The 18,951-nt window shown below is 61.7% G+C and carries 19 protein-coding genes; 12 read left to right on the plus strand and 7 right to left on the minus strand.

The window, feature by feature from the left end; all coding sequences use genetic code 11:
- The first annotated feature begins 35 nt into the window (after positions 1-35).
- On the plus strand, positions 36-716 hold the full coding sequence (locus R4P64_RS04070) for a class F sortase (protein WP_317541938.1): 681 nt from the start codon (positions 36-38) through the stop codon (positions 714-716).
- A gap of 81 nt (positions 717-797) precedes the next feature.
- Complete coding sequence (locus tag R4P64_RS04075) at positions 798-3,998, plus strand: acetyl-CoA carboxylase family protein (protein ID WP_317819403.1); 3,201 nt, start codon at positions 798-800, stop codon at positions 3,996-3,998.
- Here R4P64_RS04075 and R4P64_RS04080 read toward each other — a convergent pair.
- The 5 genes from R4P64_RS04080 to R4P64_RS04100 are packed head-to-tail and all read right to left on the minus strand — an operon-like array spanning position 3,988 to position 7,361.
- A complete protein-coding gene (locus R4P64_RS04080) occupies positions 3,988-4,929 on the minus strand; it encodes a CopD family protein (RefSeq protein WP_045066226.1) in 942 nt (313 codons plus the stop codon). The genes R4P64_RS04075 and R4P64_RS04080 overlap by 11 nt on opposite strands.
- Positions 4,930-4,932: 3 nt before the next feature.
- Positions 4,933-5,469 carry a copper resistance protein CopC gene (locus tag R4P64_RS04085; protein WP_287160950.1) on the minus strand — a complete coding sequence of 179 codons (537 nt, stop codon included), beginning with the start codon at positions 5,467-5,469 and terminating at the stop codon, positions 4,933-4,935.
- Positions 5,466-6,134, minus strand: a complete 669-nt coding sequence (locus tag R4P64_RS04090) for a YcnI family protein (protein ID WP_045066227.1) — start codon at positions 6,132-6,134, stop codon at positions 5,466-5,468. The genes R4P64_RS04085 and R4P64_RS04090 overlap by 4 nt, the downstream gene beginning before the upstream one ends.
- 47 nt (positions 6,135-6,181) lie before the next feature.
- Positions 6,182-6,697, minus strand: coding sequence for a hypothetical protein (locus tag R4P64_RS04095; RefSeq protein WP_317819407.1), 516 nt, complete (start codon positions 6,695-6,697; stop codon positions 6,182-6,184).
- A 10-nt stretch (positions 6,698-6,707) separates the two neighbouring features.
- Positions 6,708-7,361 carry a DUF6474 family protein gene (locus R4P64_RS04100; protein ID WP_045066229.1) on the minus strand — a complete coding sequence of 218 codons (654 nt, stop codon included), beginning with the start codon at positions 7,359-7,361 and terminating at the stop codon, positions 6,708-6,710.
- Between the two features lie 124 nt (positions 7,362-7,485).
- Here R4P64_RS04100 and R4P64_RS04105 point away from each other — a divergent pair, with 124 nt between their 5' ends.
- The 5 genes from R4P64_RS04105 (at position 7,486) to R4P64_RS04125 (ending at position 12,842) form a co-directional block, all read left to right on the plus strand.
- Positions 7,486-9,042, plus strand: a complete 1,557-nt coding sequence (locus R4P64_RS04105) for a TM0106 family RecB-like putative nuclease (protein ID WP_033235445.1) — start codon at positions 7,486-7,488, stop codon at positions 9,040-9,042.
- 74 nt (positions 9,043-9,116) lie between these two features.
- Positions 9,117-9,521, plus strand: coding sequence for a hypothetical protein (locus R4P64_RS04110; RefSeq protein ID WP_051730605.1), 405 nt, complete (start codon positions 9,117-9,119; stop codon positions 9,519-9,521).
- A 71-nt stretch (positions 9,522-9,592) separates the two neighbouring features.
- Positions 9,593-11,803, plus strand: coding sequence for a hypothetical protein (locus tag R4P64_RS04115; RefSeq protein WP_317819410.1), 2,211 nt, complete (start codon positions 9,593-9,595; stop codon positions 11,801-11,803).
- A gap of 13 nt (positions 11,804-11,816) precedes the next feature.
- The gene (locus R4P64_RS04120; RefSeq protein ID WP_317819412.1) at positions 11,817-12,578 is read left to right on the plus strand and encodes a hypothetical protein; all 762 of its coding nucleotides are present in this window, start codon (positions 11,817-11,819) and stop codon (positions 12,576-12,578) included.
- Between the two features lie 36 nt (positions 12,579-12,614).
- Positions 12,615-12,842, plus strand: a complete 228-nt coding sequence (locus R4P64_RS04125; RefSeq protein WP_275942458.1) for an EAL domain-containing protein — start codon at positions 12,615-12,617, stop codon at positions 12,840-12,842.
- 25 nt (positions 12,843-12,867) lie between these two features.
- Here the strand turns inward: R4P64_RS04125 and R4P64_RS04130 are convergent, their stop codons facing one another.
- Complete coding sequence (locus tag R4P64_RS04130) at positions 12,868-13,635, minus strand: SDR family NAD(P)-dependent oxidoreductase (RefSeq protein WP_092805447.1); 768 nt, start codon at positions 13,633-13,635, stop codon at positions 12,868-12,870.
- 166 nt (positions 13,636-13,801) lie between these two features.
- Here R4P64_RS04130 and R4P64_RS04135 point away from each other — a divergent pair, with 166 nt between their 5' ends.
- From R4P64_RS04135 to R4P64_RS04145, 3 genes are all read left to right on the plus strand, one after another.
- A complete protein-coding gene (locus R4P64_RS04135; RefSeq protein WP_092805449.1) occupies positions 13,802-14,392 on the plus strand; it encodes a hypothetical protein in 591 nt (196 codons plus the stop codon).
- Positions 14,385-15,038 (plus strand): DUF6308 family protein, encoded by a 654-nt coding sequence (locus tag R4P64_RS04140; protein WP_141485357.1) that lies wholly within the window; start codon positions 14,385-14,387, stop codon positions 15,036-15,038. Before R4P64_RS04135 ends, R4P64_RS04140 begins: the two co-directional genes overlap by 8 nt.
- 166 nt (positions 15,039-15,204) lie before the next feature.
- Positions 15,205-16,443 carry an HNH endonuclease signature motif containing protein gene (locus tag R4P64_RS04145; protein ID WP_317819417.1) on the plus strand — a complete coding sequence of 413 codons (1,239 nt, stop codon included), beginning with the start codon at positions 15,205-15,207 and terminating at the stop codon, positions 16,441-16,443.
- A gap of 51 nt (positions 16,444-16,494) precedes the next feature.
- Here the strand turns inward: R4P64_RS04145 and R4P64_RS04150 are convergent, their stop codons facing one another.
- A complete protein-coding gene (locus R4P64_RS04150) occupies positions 16,495-17,178 on the minus strand; it encodes a TetR/AcrR family transcriptional regulator (RefSeq protein ID WP_033235207.1) in 684 nt (227 codons plus the stop codon).
- Between the two features lie 102 nt (positions 17,179-17,280).
- On the opposite strand from R4P64_RS04150, the gene R4P64_RS04155 reads away from it, so the two are divergent.
- The gene (locus tag R4P64_RS04155; RefSeq protein WP_007735955.1) at positions 17,281-18,471 is read left to right on the plus strand and encodes a lipid-transfer protein; all 1,191 of its coding nucleotides are present in this window, start codon (positions 17,281-17,283) and stop codon (positions 18,469-18,471) included.
- Positions 18,472-18,513: 42 nt separating this feature from the next.
- Positions 18,514-18,945 carry an SRPBCC family protein gene (locus R4P64_RS04160; RefSeq protein WP_095969428.1) on the plus strand — a complete coding sequence of 144 codons (432 nt, stop codon included), beginning with the start codon at positions 18,514-18,516 and terminating at the stop codon, positions 18,943-18,945.
- Positions 18,946-18,951 lie beyond the last annotated feature (6 nt).

The raw sequence follows: 18,951 nt of genomic DNA on the forward strand, positions 1-18,951 counted from the left end.
GGACGATGCTCGTTCACGACAAAGGAACATCTCTGATGACGTCGATGAATCCGAATCCCGTACCGGATGAGCCAGGCACCAGTTCCGCGGAACCTGTGCGCAGGCGCAAGTCTCGCGTATTTGCTACTGCGGCAATAATTATCGCGGTAACTGTGGGCTTACTCATGACATACCTCGGCTCTCGGTCGGGTGAGAGTACGGCGATACCGCCGGCGCCCACGGCCGGCCAATCGGCGCCGGCGGTGCTCGCTCCTGCTGATGCGCAGATGTCGCCTGCTACTTTGTCCCTCGATCCGCTCGGGGTGCAGGCACCGATCGTCGACGCGAGTGTCATCGATGGAGCATTGACCCCTCCCGACGACGTCAGCGAGGTCGGGATCTGGTTGGACGGTGCGCCATTGGATTCGCAGACGGGCACAACACTGATCGCCGGGCATGTGAATCTTGCCGGTCAGGGTAACGGTGCGTTGTTCGATCTCGGGACAGTCGAGCCTGGGCAGGAGATCCGTACGTCGGATGCCGCTGGGAACAGCACACGGTGGCGGGTGACGGCGGTGGTGTCGCGAGCCAAGGCGGACGGAATCGAGGAGAGTGTTCTGGCCGGGCCGGACGGTCCGCGCAAGCTTGCCGTGGTGACGTGTGGTGGGGAGCTGGAGTTCTCGGACGGGGTCGGCAACTACCAGGACAACGTGTATCTCTACGCCGACGTGATCTAGTGGTGCGGGCGATCCCCCATGCTTGACATTGACGTCAACGTCAAAACACACTGTGGCGGTGACTGACTGCGAAACCTCGGAATGAGACTGCTGATCGCCAATCGAGGCGAGATTGCTCTGCGCATCATTCGAACAGCCCGCGAACTCGGGATCGAGACCGTGTCGGTCTACGCCGAAGATGACGCAACAAGCCCACACGTCGAAGCTGCGACAGAGTCGTTTCCACTGCCAGGCAGCGGCGCGTCTGTGTATCTGGATCAAGACTCGCTGTTGTCGATCGCCCTCGATTCATCGGTCACGCATATCCATCCCGGATACGGATTCCTCAGTGAGAATCCGGATTTCGCACGGGCGTGTGCCAGTGCGGGCCTTGTATTCGTGGGTCCGAGCGCTGAGGTGCTCCGTATCTTCGGGGACAAGTCACGCGCGCGTGGCGCCGCTGTGGAATCCGGCGTTCCGGTGTTGCCGGCCACGGCGGGCGATGCAAGCCTCGACGAGGTGCGGGAGTTCTTTGCGCGGCATTCGCGGGGAATCATGATCAAGGCACTTTCGGGTGGCGGCGGTCGGGGCATGCGTGTCGTGCGCGATCTGCCCTCGCTCGACGACGCTTACCGCGTGTGTGCGGCGGAGGCTCGGGCCGGCTTCGGCAGTGCCGAACTGTTTGCCGAGGTGCTCAGTGAACGTGCTCGCCATATCGAGGTCCAGGTTGTGTCGGCGCCCGGCGCGGCGGGTATCTGTGCGACGGCACTGGGAGATCGCGATTGCAGCGTTCAGCGCAGGCATCAAAAACTTGTCGAAATTGCTCCCGCGCAAGGTCTTTCCGAACCACTGCGCGAGCGTTTGCATGCCGCTGCGGCGAGGTTGTGTGCGGAGGTCGGTTACCGTGGGATCGCAACAGTGGAGTTTCTCGTGGAGGAGCGAGGATTCGTTTTCCTCGAGGTCAATCCGCGTATCCAAGTGGAACACACCGTCACGGAAGAGGTGAGCGGTGTCGACCTGGTTGCCGTGCAGTTGATGATCGCCGACGGCGTGAGTTTCGAATCATTGGATCTTCCTGAGGGGATTACCTGTGCAGCAGGAGTTCCTGGGCATCAGGGAACCGTTGCGGCGGCGTCGGGTATCGCAATCCAGATGCGGGTCAATATGGAAACCATGACGCGCGACGGCGGTGCGCGCGCGGAAACCGGAACGCTTGACGTGTTTGCGCCGCCGAGCGGACCGGGAGTTCGAGTCGACACCTTCGGTGCGGCGGGTTTGTCGCCGAGTGCCCGCTACGACTCCTTGCTGGCGAAGGTGATCACACACACCCGTCGGGCAGATTTTGCTGCGGCGGTGCGCAAGTCGATTGCCGCACTCGACGAGTTTGCGATCGAAGGGGTTGCGACCAACCTTCTTTTCCTGCGGGCGATCGTGTCGGAGAAGGATTTCCGTGACGGCGTCGTCGATATCGACTGGCTCGAGGGACGTATTGCCGATCTCGTCCCGGAAGCCAAGGTTTCGGAGCCTCCCGTTGCAGTGCTGGGTGAGACCGTCCTGCGCGCGCAGATGGCCGGAATTGTCGTCGAGATTGCCGCTGTCGGCGATGCTGTTCACCAGGGCAGTCAGGCCGCTGTGCTCGAAGCGATGAAAATGCAGCATGTCCTGGCTGCCGAGTCCGATGTCGAGGTGATTCGCGTACTCGGCAGGGTCGGCAAGGCAGTGGTTGCGGGTGAGCCACTCATGGTGGTGCGCGATGCCACAGCGGCCGAGCGAGTGGAGCGTCCCGAGGACCTCGACCTGGATCTGGTGCGTCCTGACCTCGCGGAAATCCTTGCCCGACATGAGGTGACCTTGGATGCGGCGAGGCCCGAAGCGGCAGCCAAACGGCACAAGCTGGGTCGTCGGACGGCACGCGAAAATGTCGAGGACCTGATCGACGACGGCAGCTTTGTCGAATACGGCGCCTTGACTTTGGCGGCTCAGCGTAGCCGTCGCAGTGAAGAAGACCTGATCGCAAATACGCCCGCAGACGGATTGATCGGTGGCGTGGCAGCAATCAACGGCGGTGAGAGCGTCGTCATTTCGTACGATTACTCGGTTCTTGCCGGTACGCAGGGCATGCGCAATCATGCCAAGACAGACCGACTGCTCGAGCTCGCCGCCCGTAAACGTGTTCCCGTGGTGCTGTTCGCGGAGGGCGGTGGTGGTCGCCCCGGTGATACGGATGCCGGAGCAGGGTCGGGGCTTGAACTGGGTACCTTCCGGGCGATGGCGGCATTGCGCGGCCGAGTGCCGTTGGTGGCCGTCGTATCGGGTCGTTGCTTTGCCGGCAATGCCGCGTTGGCGGGTGCGTGCGATGTCCTGATCGCCACGCCGGACGCCAATATCGGAATGGGTGGTCCGGCGATGGTCGAGGGCGGTGGACTGGGCACTTACCGCCCGGAGGACATCGGGCCGATCGACATTCAACGGCGAAACGGGGTTGTGCACGTGGTTGCCGAGAATGACGCTGAGGCAGTCGAATTGGCAAAGAAGTATCTCGGCTTCTTCCAGGGTGCGGCGCAGCAGTGGACCGCGCCTGATCCTCGGCTGGCTCGGCATGTAATGCCGGAAAACAGGCTGCGTTCGTACGATGTGCGACGCGCCGTCGAGGCGATTGCCGACGTCGATTCGGTGCTGGAGTTGCGGCGCGATTACGGCCGCGGCGTCGTGACGGCGTTGATCCAGGTGGAAGGGGTTCCGGTTGCCGTGCTCGCGAACAGTAGTGAGCATCTGGGCGGGGCAATCGATGCGGAAGCAGCGGACAAGGCGTCGGACTTCCTGGAACTGTGCGAGGCGCATCGGATTCCGCTGGTTACGCTCTGCGACACTCCGGGATTCATGGTGGGGCCGGATTCCGAGGAACAGGCGACGGTACGGCGATTCGGTCGCTTTTTCGTGGCCGGTGCGAGGCTCACGGTGCCTTTCGGGACGGTGATCCTGCGTAAGGGTTACGGTCTCGGTGCCATGGCGATGGCCGGCGGGTCATTTCACGCGCCCGAGTTCACGGTGGCCTGGCCGACCGGCGAGATCGGGCCGATGGGGCTTGAAGGCGCTGTCCGACTGGGCTTCCGGAAGGAACTCGAATCAGTCGAAGATCCGGCTGCGCGGGAAACCCTGTTCGGTCAGTTCGTGGAATTGGCCTACGCACAAGGCAAGGCGCTGATGGCGGCAACAACATTCGAGTTGGACGACGTCATCGATCCGGCAGATACGAGGAAGTGGATCAGGCAGCTTTGCGGGGCCGAAGGCCCTAAGCGGTAGTGGCAAGGGCCGCTGCAAGCCCGAAAGCAACTGCCATGAGGACAACTTCGCCGATTGCGCGGCGAAGCGATCCGTCGGCGCTCATGCGGTGGGCGGCACTCGCGACGACCCACGTACGACGCCACCACCATCCCAACCCGAGGAGCAGGGCAACGGCAACGAGCTTGGCGAGGACGACGCGGCCGTAGGCGGTGTCGACAAACGCGGTCACAGATCCGAGTCGTACGGCTGCGTTGACAACTCCCGTGATGACCAGCGCAAGAACGCATCGCCACGCGAGAGCAGAGTATTTGGGCAGCCAGAGTGCCCAGGCGCCGCGAGCGGGCATGGCGAGCGCGAGGGCGGCGAGGACGCCGAACCACAAGCCGGCAGCGAGTACATGGATGGCATCGAGGATGGAACCGAAGCTCTGCTGCGCCATGTGACCGGTAATGGGGCGGGTGGCAAGGGCAAGGGCGGTGACAACCAATGCCGGTGCGACGGGCGCTGTTTCAGGGTTCTTGAATCCGTAGACGCCGTAGCAGACGACGGCAAAAGCGCACACGATGATGGCTGCTCCGACCCGGCCGACATTGACTTCGCCGACAAAAGTTGCGAAGTGGCCGACGGTCAACGCGGTGATCGGCTGTCCGTCGGCGGCAGCGGCACTCAGTGCGAGCAAGGCGATTTCGGCAACCAGCCACACGGCGGCGATGGCAGTGAGTTGTGTCCACATCGCGCTGTTGGGTGAAGCCGGCCGACGCTCGCCCCGGCCCATCCAGGCGAGTGTGGCGATTCCCAGTGTCACGGAACCACATCCGATGGCGAGGACGCGTACCGTGCTGGACGCTTCAGGGCCGGCGGGACTCGCCAATCCCCACGCGATCAGCACTCCCAGCAGTGCTGTGGGTACGGCAAACAGCAACCACCACCTGTTTGCCGTACCGCTCACGGATCAGCTCGACTTCGGCTTGCGGAGCACGAAGAACAGTGCGCCGCCGAAGACGACAACACCGGCGAGGATGAATCCCCACACCGGGATGCTGCTCGACGACGACTCGGACGACGAACTGTCACCAGCCGACGCAGCCGGGGTGACCGGGGTGCCGGGACCGGCCTCGGTGAGTGTGAAGTTCAACGTTCCCTGAACCGGATGGCCGTCGGCGGACGTGACGCGATACGCGATCGTGTACACACCGGCGGGTCCCAGATCTCCCAGGTCCACGCTCACTGTTGCCCCCTCGACTGAGGGCTCGCCCTTGGACCATTGATCGCGGCTGTCACCGGGGCCCGTGACGGTCAACGCCGCGAACTGCGCTTGCAGTGCTTCGTTGAAACTGACGGAAACGTTGTCCGGGGGAACCTGGATGGACGCGCCGTTCTCGGGGTTCGACCCGACCACCGCGGAGTGCGCGCTGGCTGTGCTCACCCCGAGCATGGACGCGAGCATGGCAAGTAGGCCGATAGTGACGACCTTCAGTCGTGTGCTCATGAACGCTTGCTCCTCACAAGTGCACCCAGGCCCAGTGCAGCGCCGAGCGCGCCGAGAACCAGTCCGGCTCCTCCGAGCCAGCGGGCGGTGTTGTCGTTCGATGATTCTGTCGCAGTTGTCTCGTTCGTGGCGTGAGTATCGGCGCTGCTTCCGTGCGCGTCGCCCGTCGAAGCTGCCAAGGTCAAGGACGGCGCCGGCTTGTCGGGCTCACTGCCGTCGGCGAGGGCGGCCTGATCCCAGTTGACGACGTTGCCGTCGCTGTACGTCTGCACCGCATTGAACGAGACCTCGTCCTGCGTGGGCAGCGGGCCGGCGGAGAGAACGAACTGTTGGAACTGGCCGGGGCCGACGCCGACACCGGGATCTGCCGTCCAGGTGACGGACTTGGCGACCAACGACGTCGGATCCTTCTCGACGACGGCAGTCCAACCTGGCATCGGTTCGGTGCGCGCGGACTTGAGGTCGGGCAGTGCCACCGTCACCTTGGTGGTGGACGCGGTGTCGGATTCAGTGGGTACGCGGAAGGTCAAAACGCTGTACCCGCCCTGGGTCGCTCCCGGAGCTACGACGCTGACGTGCGCCGACGCGATTCCGCCGGCGAGCAGGATTGCCCCGCCGGTTGCTGCTGCCGTGATGAGCGCACGCGAAATCAGGGTGTTCTTCATGTGGAATGTGTCCTCTTGGTCTGGTGAAGGGTTTCAGTGCGAGTTCTTCAGACCAGAGCGGGAGGTCCGCGCGGGGAAATGCCGGCGCGAAGGAGTGCGCCATTGGGGCCGAGGTGGTGCGTCGTCGGGAATCGACGGATCAGCGCTGCGACGGGCATCGCCGGCGCGGACAGCACGACCTGCACGACGCGGGTGACGACTCCGAACAGTCGCTCGGCAGCCAACACGAGGGTCGCGCAGACGAGCACGGCGACTATGTGTGCTCCGAGCATCGCCAGCCCCGGAGAAGGGGAATGAGAATGCACGGAGAGTGTCATGGTGGTGTGCGCTGCCAGTTGGCCGGCGCCGAGAGCTGCAATGAGTGGTAGCGGTCCGCGGGTCGGAACGGGAAGCGTTCCGGTGATCGCGCCCACGGCTGAACACACGGCTATCAGCAGGGTCAGCGCCGACGCCGGCGGTACATCGCCGCCGGCCAGGCCGTGCGCTGCGATGGCAAGAGCGGTCGACACAGCCCCGACAGCACTACCCCGAAGGAGTGCTGTCGTGGGCGCGTCGGTGGACACTCGAGCAGGTCTAGCGGACGCCGAGGCGTGCGAGCAGATCAGCCTCTACGCCGTCGAGTTCGGAGGAAATAGCGTGGTGAGCGGCCTTGCGGCGAGCCTGCGGCATCTGCTCGGCCGCCCGCACCGCGGTGCTCAGGTCGCTCAGACGCTCACGGATGGCTGCGGCAAAACGCTGCGTCTCGGCGTCGTTCGGCTTGTGGCTGAGGATTTCGGTGACCGAGCTTTCCGCTCCCGCAATGCGGGCGCTCAGCTTGGCTCCGTGGCCGGTGTAGTCGCCCAGTTGGTCGACGGCGATGCCCATCTTCTGAGCGCGCGCGGTATCCAACTGACCACGAACCGCGGTTGCCGCTCGATAGATGATCGGCAGCAGAACCGGAGCCAGTAGCCGAGCGACACCCAGGTACTTGCGCACCTTGGCAACGGTCAGGCCCTGATTCACAGCGGCCTTTTCCTGGGCCTTCAGCGTGGCGATCTGCGCCTTTTCGATCTTGTGCGTCGACTCGATCTCAGCCTTTTCCAGCTTCTTGATCGACTTGGTCTCAACCTTGTCGCGCTTGCGTTGGCTCTTGGCGTTGAGTTTCGCCTCGACCTCGGCCTTGTGCTTGAGAGCCTTCGCCTCCGCCTTGCGGGTGGCACGAGACTTTCGCTTCTTGAACAACCCCATCGAAAAGGACCCCGTTTCCAGGTGTTTGTGCGCTGCCAGGTACCTGCGCTTCGGCTTCAGCCTAGGGGAGCACATAATCTTCGTCATCGTGTGTTCCGATAAAAGCCCCGCGCCCTCGCTCCCTCTGATCGATTCAGGGGCGCTCACGCGTTGCCGTCATCGGGTGCGCCTCGACGGATTGTTTCCGGGCAAGTGGGCGTCGGAGCCTCTCGATACGGGCATCAAGCAGCGTCAGGAATCGGCAACGGCCAAGCGTGCGGAGATCGCGGAGCTGGTGATCGGCGCCGCTCCGGATCGTTGGGTGCGGATCAACGCCGATCAGTCGACGGCGGCGCAAGCTCGCGACACGCTGGCCGCATGTGAAGCCGGCGCCGACCGCATCTGGGGCGCCGTGTTGCCTGTCGAACGTGACACCGGCCGCAAGGGTCGATGCGAAATGTTGATCCGCGATACCGACGGCGGCGGCTATATCCCGGTGATCGTTGTCAACCACAAGGTCACCGACCCGGGGCAGGGTGCGATCACATCTGGCCTGTTCGAGTGGGAGCCTGCAGTCGATCCGAAGCGCAAGGTGCGAGGCCAGGTTCGTGATCAGATGCGCGTCGCGCAGGTCTACCGGATGCTCGAGCGCCGGGGACTGGCGAGTCCGTCGTTGCAGGCGGGTGCGATCGGTTACAACGGCGACTGCATCCTCGTTCACGACCTGAGTGCGATTCTCGAGGACTACGACGAGCGCTACGACGACAGGATTGCCGTGGCGCGCGGTGAGGTGCTGACGTCTCCCTCTCAGGTCAGTGAGTGCAAATCGTGCCCGTGGTGGACGGAGTGCAAGGAAGAGTTGGTCCGCAACCGTGATGTGAGCCTGGTTGCGGTCGGTTCCCGGGCCGAGCTTCTGCGTGACGCCGGATGCAACACCATCGATCAGCTCGCGGCCTGGGAGGGCGAGCCGCTCGAGGATTGGCCACACGGAAACTTCGACGACGCCGTCGTCATCGCGAAGGCGTGGCTGGCGGGCGCTCCGTTGGTACGACGGTTCGACAAGATCTCGGTGACGCGCGCCGATATCGAGATCGATGTCGACATGGAGAGTTACCAGGAGCACGGTGCCTATTTGTGGGGAACTTTGCTCAATGTCGGTGGCTTCTCGATGTATCGGGGATTTGCGACGTGGGATCCGTTGCCGACACGGGACGAGGCGCGATCGTTTGCGGAGTTCTGGGGTTGGCTGATGGCAGAGCGTGCGGGCGCAGCGGTGTCCGGTAAAACCTTTGCCGCCTACTGCTATTCACGTTCGGCGGAGGACAAATGGCTTCTGGATTCTGCGCGTCGATTTGCCGGTGAACCGGGCATTCCGACCAAGGAAGAGATCCGGGAGTTTATCGACAGTCCGCAGTGGGTTGACATCTACCAAGCCGTCAGCGATCAGTTCATCTGCCCGGATGGCAAGGGGCTCAAAAAGATTGCGCCCGTTGCCGGATTCCATTGGCGCGACGCCGAAGCCGGTGGTGAAGCGTCGATGGCGTGGTACCGCGAGGCGGTCGGCTACGACGGTGAGCCGGACGAGACGCAACGGACGCGGATCCTGCAGTACAACGAGGATGATGTCATCGCCACCAAGGTCTTACGTGAGTGGATGACGGACCGCGCGGAGAAGGAAATTCCCCTCGCCTCGGACCTGTAATCCGGCTACTCGACGTATACTTGGCCCGCGTTGCATGAGTCGGGGGGTCTGACTCGTAGGTCCGAGGGGGGATCGTGGGTACGTTTGCGGCCGATATTGCTGAATTGAAAAGCTTGGGCGGGGTGCTACACGGGCTCGCGGATGAAGCTGGTCGGCTGAGCGTGGGACCGTCGGCCGGTGCTCCTCCCGCCACTGGTGGCACGTTTGTCCCCATGGCGCCTGGGCCCTTGCTCGGGAATCTCCCTTTTGCGCCTGCGAATACGGTGCTGACCTCTTTTCTCGAAGCATCAGCGATCTCGCACGAGCTTGTCGAGGGTGTGCTGGTTCCCTCATTGCAGGAACGGTTGGGCGAGACCGGCGACATCATGATCAACGTCGCCGAAAAGTTCCGCAGTCGCGACGAGCAGTCTGCGGCCGAACTTGCCACCGCGTACACCGACGCCACAGGCGCCTGGGTCGCCCAGGAACCCACCGCATGACCCCGACGCGTGCACAGATCGAATCGTGGGATCCAGCGTCGCTCACTGCCGTTGCCGACGCGTGGGTTACCTTGGGCAGCAAGGCGGAAGATCTGTTTTCCCGGTACCTCAGCAGTGTTACCACCGTCCACGGTGCTTACTGGGAAGGAAAGACCGCGGAAGCGGCTCAGGACAGGGCCGCCGCAGACAGGAAGACTGCCGGCGAGGTTGTCGATGCTCTCGAAGCTCTGGCAAAAACCGCACAGCAAGGCTTTCACGAGATCGACGCTCCCTTGCAGCGGGCCCGAATGGCTGTTCTTGCAGCAGAAGCGGATAGATTTGTGGTCTCGGACGCGCTTCTTCTCACCGACACCGCGGCCGAACCGGACACAGCCCGTGTTGCCCTGATGGTCGAACGGCAACGTGAACTGACCGACGCCGCAAATGCCACCGAGAATGCGGACAACACTGTGCGAAGCTCCCTGGCAGGCGCTCGTGACGGGCTACGTGTGACATTTGTATCCGCAGCTACCTCGGGTGGGGAGCAGGGTAAGAGTGATTCTGACGCTTTAGCCACACATCCGGCGTCGATGACGCCGGAACAATTGCAGCGGATCACGGAAACCGGCCACCTGACACCGGAACAGGTCACGGCGTTGGAGCGTGGTGAAACTGCGATAATCCCGGCGTCGCAGATGGAATACCTCAATCAGCTGGGAAGATCACTGGATGGGAAATCGCCCCAGGAGATCGAAGACCTGCTCTCGAAGTTGCCGCCCGATGCGCAGGCTGCGGTCGCAAACTCGCTGCAGATACTGTCCAACGAGAACGTCAGCGCGACGGTCGAGGGTGATCCGGACGTTCCGACCAAGGGCGGTCTGAACCTTCTACCCGACATGATGCGAGAGTCTCTGACTCGGGATGACTTGGTGGTAAACAGCTTTGAAGTAGCTGGCGGATCCGGCCTTCCCAGCATCGCACTCAACGGGGTTGCCGACAATCAGGCGAGCGCCGACATCGTTTCGATGGGCGACGATCAGTACAAGAGCGGAAGCACCCTGGACAGTGCGCTTCTCGACGTGGGGCAGAAATACCTGGATGCGCAGGTCGCTCATGAACAGAACCCGGAACACAAGTTCGAGTACTTCATGGTCGATGGGCGTGGTACCCAGGACATGGCTGTCACCGAGCAGATCTTCGCCGCTGTGGGACATGACAAAATTGCCGTCGATGCCGTTGTCAACAATCCAGAGATCGGCAGCGACTTCGTGAAGGATGTGCTGTCCCACAACTGGACTGACGACGGTAAAGCCGCGTCGACGCTCTTCGACTTCCCGGATGGTGATGCCACTGTGGAGAATCCGAATGATCCCACCGATGTGGCCACGGCAACTCGTACCGGCAGCATCATGTCAGCTGTTGGGGAAGCGGTTAGTACTGACGACGCGTGGAAGTTGCTGTCCAATATCCCTGAAGCCGACGGCCAGTCGACTGGCCAGCTCAATCCCGATCTGTTGCAGACAGTTTCGAATAGTATGAGTCCCTACGTTTCTGATCTGGCTGGTGAAGATCCTGAGAATCATCCAGGTTTCAGCATCGGAGGGTGGACTGATCCCGACGGGTTTCGTCACTACACTGGCTCGGCAAACGTGTTCGCTCTGATGAATACCGACGAAACGGCTGGCACGAACTTTACCCGAGCGGCATACCAGGAGATGCTCGCGAAGCAGGGTGCATATGCGCTGAACCCTATGGGGGAAAGTGCAGCCAACAATTTGGATACTGCGGGAAGGCTGGCGGGGCTGACAGACTACGGATTGATGCGTGGCACTCAGGATGGTTACGACGACAAGGCGGCGCAGGCGGCCGAAATATATGCACGCAAGAACAATGCATATGGCGCCTTGATGAGTCTCGGAACCTTGGGAATCGGAAACCTCCCTGGCGGGGATTACATCAACGCCATGATCGGTGCCGGGGGTGATCCGTTGAAGGAGTCGGTAATCGGTGCCCAGCCTTCAGGGCCTGAAACCGCTAAACTCGCAGGTTTCGATTCAGCTAGACAGGCTTACAATATTCTGAATGCGGCACCGGAATTACCGCCTGAATTCAAGGAAGTTTACCGGTGGGCATTCGATGATGGAGAATTGAAATCTTGGGATCAAATTAAGGAGGCGACCGACGAAAAACCTTATAGGCTGGGTGATATTGACACAATGTTTTCGACGTTTGGTTCCTCAACTGATTTCCATGCGACGCGGATGCTGGAAAAATATAATGCGGTGGCGTGGAATGCTCCCTAACAGGGCACTTTCGGTGGCGGTAGCGCTGATATGTGTGGCCTCTATTTCAGCGTGTGGCAGCGACAGATCGCCGACGAATTCTGCCGATGTCGCACCTGCGTCGGAGTTTCCGCACACAACGGTGTGGTCGGCTGATCCTGGTGTCGACTTATTCGGTCGCGGTGCTGAATTGATTCGAGCGACTGCCGAAGCCACTGCGTACACCCATACCGGCGGACCAGAGTTTACTTATCCGGGCTACATCGATGCGATTCGTGACATTTCCAGGGATCGTTCTTCAATTAGTTCGTGGATCGTGAATCAGACTCCCGACTACGATAATAGGTTTACTTGGTTCCGGAATATTGTCGATTTTTCGGAGAGTTCAGATTCGGTGTCGGCAATTGTGTGTGACTATTTGGTTCACGAGAAGCCGTCGAAATTTGACAGTTCGGTTGTTCTCGATGGTTCAGTGCGTATAGTTTTGGAGAATGCTGCTGAATTTGCGGGCAGTTCGGGAACCGTAGACACCGATGTGGGAGGTCATGATCCACGTGCCCAACGCCCACCCTCGTGGAATGTTTTCGGGAACTGGAAAATCGTGGAGGAAAAATCGATTCCGGGCAATGCGATCTCGCAAGGGTGCGTCGATTGGTGGAAACAAGAGTTCCCGACGTTCACCGTAGACACCCAAGGGAGTAGAGCGCTGATTTCGCCTCCCGGGTATGTCATGCCGACTATGCCGATGGCTGTGCAGTTTCCGGAGTGGATCGGTCCGTCGCTCGGCGTCGCCTAATTGGACCGTCTTCGTGCGACGGGGATCGCAATTGCGTTGGACGACTTCGGAACCGGCTACTCGTCTTTCGAGAGTTTGAAGAAACTGCCCGTGGACATTCGCAAAATCGACAGATCATTCATCACTGAGCTCAGTGAAGGTGATTCGCCGGTTGTGAGTTGGTTCAGGGCTATTACATCAGCGAGCCGATACCGGCGGCGGACGTCGCCGAATACCTCAAACGGTCATAGCCCTTGTGCGCCTTTGTTAACCGCGGGCGGTTGACAAAGGCGCACAAGGCAACAGAAACCTACCGCGGTGTCATACGGAGAGCGCCGTCCATGCGGATGGTCTCGCCGTTGAGGTAGTCGTGCTCGACGATCATCTGAGCGAGTTGCGCGTACTCGGACGGCTGGCCCAGACGCGACGGGAACGGAACGCCGGCTTCGAGGCCCTTGCGGTACTCGTCGGTGACGCCCGCGAGCATCGGGGTGTCGATGATGCCGGGAGCGATCGTGTTGACGCGGATGCCGAACTGAGCCAGGTCGCGGGCAGCCGGAACCGTCATGCCGTGCACGCCGCCCTTGGATGCGGAGTAGGCGATCTGTCCGATCTGGCCTTCGAATGCGGCAACAGATGCGGTGTTGATGACAACGCCGCGCTGGCCCGACTCGTCGACAGCCTCGGTCTTGGAGATGGCGTCGGCGGCCAAGCGCATGACGTTGAAGGTGCCGAGCAGGTTCACAGTGATGACCGTGCGGAAAAGCTCGAGGTCATGCGGGCCGTTCTTGGACAGGATGCGTCCGGCCCAGCCGACGCCGGCGCAGTTGACGACGATTCGCAGCGGAGAGCCGGATTCGACGATCTGGTTGATGGCAGCTTCGACCTCTTCGCCGCTGGTCACATCGGTGGGGATGAGGGTGACACCGGCGGGGACATTGTCGCCGGCGCGTTCGATCGATGCGGGCAGATCCAGGCCGAAGACGGTGGCGCCGGCGTCGGCGAGGCGCTTGGCCGTAGCTGCTCCCAGTCCGGAAGCTGCTCCGGTGACCAGTGCTGCGGTTCCCTTGATTTCCACTTCGTATGCTCCTCGAGTTAGCGATCGGTAAGGCAGTGGTACGTGTTGAGAACCATAACGCGGCGCTCTATGTGAGGGCGAACGCGCGAGGGCTCCACAGCGCTGGGTACCTTTGATGCGAGGTGAGACGTAAGGTTTCGACCTCATCGGATGAGAGGGGGCCGCGGTGAGCAAAGCACCTGTGCGCCCCGCCGCCTCGGTCGAGAACTTCGAGCGATTGCAGGGCGACCCACTCTTCGAGGATCTCGCCGAGTTGATTGCAGAGGTACTTTCCTACGCGTTCGACGCTCCGGCGGCAGTCGAGATCGAGCAGTGGACGATCAGCTGCCTGCCGTCGACAAACCGATCCGCGGATCGCCATCGATTGTTCACCCTCAACATCGGTCCGATGGAAGTGCTGAGCGTCGAGTGTCATCTTGCCGGCGGGCAACCGATCGAACACGTCATGTCGGTCTTCGTGTCGAGTTCGGCGTTGGAATCCCGAACGGGTTGCAGTATCGAGGAACTTGCTGCAAAACACGATTTGCTCGGTATCCGGCGTACTGCGTTAGCTTCAGCTGACGGCGACGGGACCATGATCGACTGCAGCCTCGAGGACTCGGAAGCGTTGGAGCAGTTCGCCGAACTGCCCGTCGACGCGTCGACCGTTCGGCCGCTCGCGGAGCATCTCGTGGCCAAGGGCAAAGGGCCTTTCCGGCAGTACCACAACCCCGGATTTGCCAAGTACGTACTCGAAAGGTCGGTCGATCATGGTTGAGCAAATGTCCATCCGCTTGCCGCGTGTGCTGCGAGACGGTGACGATGCCGGCGCCGTCGACGTGTTGCAGGAGTACTTCACGAGGCCGCTCCGAAAGACAGGGTATCTCCGTACCGGTGCGTTGTGGGATTCCTGGGATCCCAGTGGTAATCGTGGTCGCGATGCGGACGTCTTCACTGCGGAAGATCTTGTCGCAGTGACACTTCTCTCGGTTCAGGTTCCGGCCCAGGGTGCATTGTTCCTGCTGGGGGAGAGCAACGCTTCACTGAATGCGCTCCTGGCTGATGTAGGTCCAGATCGCGATCTGGTGGACGAAGTTGATCCTTTGACGCCGGAATCTCCGGTGTGGCGGCTGGAGACAGCGCTGCGCGAGATCCACGGCGTCGGCCGCACGATGGCATCCAAGCTGATTGCTCGCAAACGCCCGCGGCTCTTCCCGATCTACGACGACGTCGTCGGTCGAGAACTCGGAACGAAGGCCGCCCATCTGGAGCCGGTGCGCGGCGCCTTGCGCGACGGGGAACTCCAATCGCGATTGCAGGGCCTACGCGATCTGGCAGGTCTGGACGAAGTAGTGCCCGCAGTGCGGATTCTCGACGTTCTGGCGTGGATGCAGGGCAAGGGTTACAAGCCCGCTTCGGAGTAGACGGGTTCTTTCGAATCGTTGCATGATTGGGCACGATGGCAGTGCGCAACTGTGGGTCACGGTTCATTGAATATTCTTGTACGTCAACAAGTCTCGATCACAGATTCGCTTAAACGTGTCCGATATGTCCCTAGGAATCGAAATTATGTTCGACTAAAATTAGTTCATGGAAAGTCGGGAAGCGTGGCAATACGACGGCGAGGGCCTCAAGGCCGAGGTACTCGACCTCGCTCGCGCCCGGCACGAGATGCAGTCCCGCATGGTTGTGATGATCACGGAGATGTTCACCCGCGACACCCTCGGCGGCAAAGGATTCCGCGCTATCGCGCAGTGGCTGCACCTGTCCACCAACCTCGAGATCGGTGAATGCAGCCAGTTGGTGGGTCTGGCGCGGTTGTTCATGCTGGAACCTGTTGTCGGACAATCTTTTCACGACGGTGACATCGACGCGTTGAAAGCGCGTCAGGTTGCCCACTTCTGTCAGCACCCGCCCAAGAACATGAGCCTCGCCGACGTCGAGAAAGCCCGCGAGGTCCTCCTGACCCTCGCCTCGAAAAAGGTCACCGACTGCGATTCCGTCCGCGCCGCGATCCGGCGGATTCAGAAGCAGTACGGCAACCGCGCCGACGGTGTACCGGCCGGTGAGGATTCCGAGCTCAACGAGTTCTACGCCTCCCGCGGTTTGTACGGGCGAGTCAGCGTGAAAGGTGACCTCGACGCCGTCAACGGTGCCCGTCTCATCGCACTACTGTCCGCCCTCTCGGCGCCCACGCCGGAGAAGGACGGTGTGAAAGACGAACGCACCCCGGCACTTCGACGCGCCGACGGGTTCTGCGAAATGCTGCGCCGCTACGAAGCCGCGGGCCTCGGTCCCGTCGAAGGCGGCGTGAAACCGCACCTGACGATCACCGCCACCGCAAAAGACATGACCGATCTTCAAGCGCTGAAGGATATGTTGCCCTCCACTGAAGAACTCGGGTACGCGATCACCAACTGGGCCGGCCCCATCAGCCTCGACACCGCCCGCATGCTGGCCTGCGACTGCGAGGTCACCCGAATCCTCCTCGATAGCAACGGTGTTCCGCTCAATCACGGCATGAAGGCACGCCTTGCCAGTGTCCCGCAGCGGCGGGCCCTGACGGTGCGAGACGGTGGATGCGCCTTCCCCGGTTGCGGCACCCCACCGGGCTGGTGCGACGCCCACCATCTGATCCACTGGCTCGATGACGGCCCCACGGATCTCGATAATTTGATCTTGTTATGCGGTCACCACCATCGGATGATGCATCACACCGAATGGCGCGTGGACATCGGAGACGACCGAAAAACCCGGTTCTATCCACCGATGTCCGTGGATCCGTACCAAGTTCCCGTTCCCGGGAACACACCGCCAACAGCAGCCTGAAAAACCACCGTGTGCACCGGGGATCAAACATGCCCCGGTGCACTTTGCTGCCTACAACTCCGATATCGGCGTCTCCAAAGTGATGTCCACACCCATCCGTCGCAGATTTCCGTCGAGAACCTGCCAGATGGAAAGCTCGAGGAACTCGGCCAATTCAGTGCCGGACACGTCGGAACCGGGTTGGCTGAGCCAACGATTGACGCTGACGTCGACCAAGCCGATGACGCCGAAAGCCAAGGGCTCTGCCATCTTCGACGGTTTGCCGCGGCTGGCGAGGATCGCACCCAACAGGTTTCCCAACTGGACGGCGATGGCTGTCTTGGTTCCGGTCACCACTTTCGAACCGGTAGCTCGGGTGCTCGGCGAGCCCTTGCCTAAAAAGTGGTGCAGTCGCGGGTATTTCACAATCCATTGAAGGTAGGTCTCGACTGCCCGTGAGATGGCCTCGCCGACCGTGCCCTGTGGCGTGAGGGTGGGTGTCAGGTCGGTCATCATCATCTCGAGGATGCGGACTCGCAGCTGCTCGTCGAGGTCGGCTCGATCCTTGAAGATCCGGTAGACAACAGAGCGGGGGACGTCGGCGCGCTCGGCGATCTGCTGGACGCCGACGTCGGCGCCACCTTCGTTGACTGCATCGAGTGCTGCGTCGAGGATCCGCGCTTTGCGCTGCTCCTTGTGATCGTTCCAGCGAGTGCTGCGCCCGTCGGGCTGCGCCGACTCGGCTGTTTTTGTCATAAATCGAACGATACTCACCCGGCCATTGACTGGACAAGATGTCTCACATACTTTGGTGGGACAGCGTGTCACACACAGATACCGTTCTCTTCAGGAGTGGCAATGAGTAACAGGGTTTTTGTCGTCGGCGTCGGCATGACGAAGTTCGAGAAGCCGGGAGCCCGCGAGTGGGACTACCCCGACATGGCACGCGAGTCGGGTACCAAGGCGCTCGAAGACGCGGGTATCGACTACACCGAGGTCGAGCAGGCATACGTCGGCTACGTCTACGGCGAGTCCACCGCAGGTCAGCGCGCTGTCTACGAGCTCGGTCTGACAGGCATCCCCATCGTCAACGTCAACAACAACTGTTCGACGGGATCGACCGCGCTCTATCTCGCCACGCAGGCAGTCAAGAGCGGTCAGGCCGACTGCGCACTGGCGCTGGGCTTCGAGAAGATGCAGTCCGGGTCCCTCGGATCCACCTACGACGACCGTGAACAGCCACTCATGCGGCACCTCCTCGCTCTCGCCGAGCTGCAGGAGTTCGCGATGCCGCCCGCTCCGTACATGTTCGGCGCGGCCGGCGTCGAGCACATGGAACGCTTCGGAACCACTGCAGAGCAGTTCGCGAAGATCGCCGTCAAGAACCACAAGCACTCGCTGAATAACCCGTACGCCCAGTTCCAGGACGAGTACACCCTCGAACAGATCCTCGAAGCACGCCAGATCCACGGCCCGCTCACCAAGCTCCAGTGCTCGCCCACCTCGGACGGATCCGGCGCGGCGATCATCGCCAGCGAAGCCTTCGTCGAGAAGCACGGGCTTGCCGCTCAGGCGATCGAGATCGTCGGGCAGGCCATGGTCACCGACATGAACAGCACTTTCGAGGACAAGAGCGCCATCAGTCTCGTTGGCGCGGACATGACCCGTAAGGCCGCTGAGAAGGTGTACGCGCAGGCCGGGATCACCGCCGACGACGTCGACGTCATCGAACTCCACGACTGCTTCTCCACCAACGAGTTGCTGACCTACGAGGCACTTGGACTGTGCGCAGAAGGTGACGGCGGCAAGCTCGTCGACGCCGACGACACCACCTACGGCGGACGCTGGGTGGTCAACCCGTCCGGCGGCCTCATCTCCAAGGGTCACCCCCTCGGCGCAACCGGCCTCGCACAGTGCGCCGAACTCACCTGGCAGCTCCGCGGAACCGCCGACAAGCGTCAGGTCGACGGCGCGAAGGTCGCCCTCCAGCACAACATCGGACTCGGCGGCGCAGTTGTCGTGACCGCATACAAGCCCTACGCACGCTGAATCACACCCACAACCCGCTAGCTACCCACTAGGAGTTTCATCATGGCTTCCGTTTCCGTCTCCGCTGTACTGCCCGCATCCCCCGAGAAGACCTGGGATGCGCTCTCCGATCTGTCTCGCTGGGAAGAGTGGCTCACCATTCACCAGGGCTGGAAGAGTGAACTCCCTACCGAGGTTGCGTTGGGCGCCAAGTTCACCGAGGTCGTCTCCGTGATGGGTATGGCAAACAAGATCGAGTGGACCGTCGAAGAGGTCGAGGTTCCGAAGATGGTCAAGATTGCCGGTACCGGAATGGCCGGCGTCACCGTCGAATTCGTTCTCTCGGTCGAGGCCGACGGTTCGGGTTCGAAGGCAACCGTCGACGCCAGCTTCAAGGGCACCATGATCGTCGGGCCGATCGGCAAGGCAGTTGCCAAGAACGCCAAGGCTGATCTCGAGGCCTCGCTGGCCAAGTTCGCCGAGCTGGTCGGGTAACGGCTC

Source organism: Rhodococcus sp. IEGM 1366 (assembly GCF_033142425.1).
GTDB lineage: Bacteria > Actinomycetota > Actinomycetes > Mycobacteriales > Mycobacteriaceae > Rhodococcus_F > Rhodococcus_F globerula.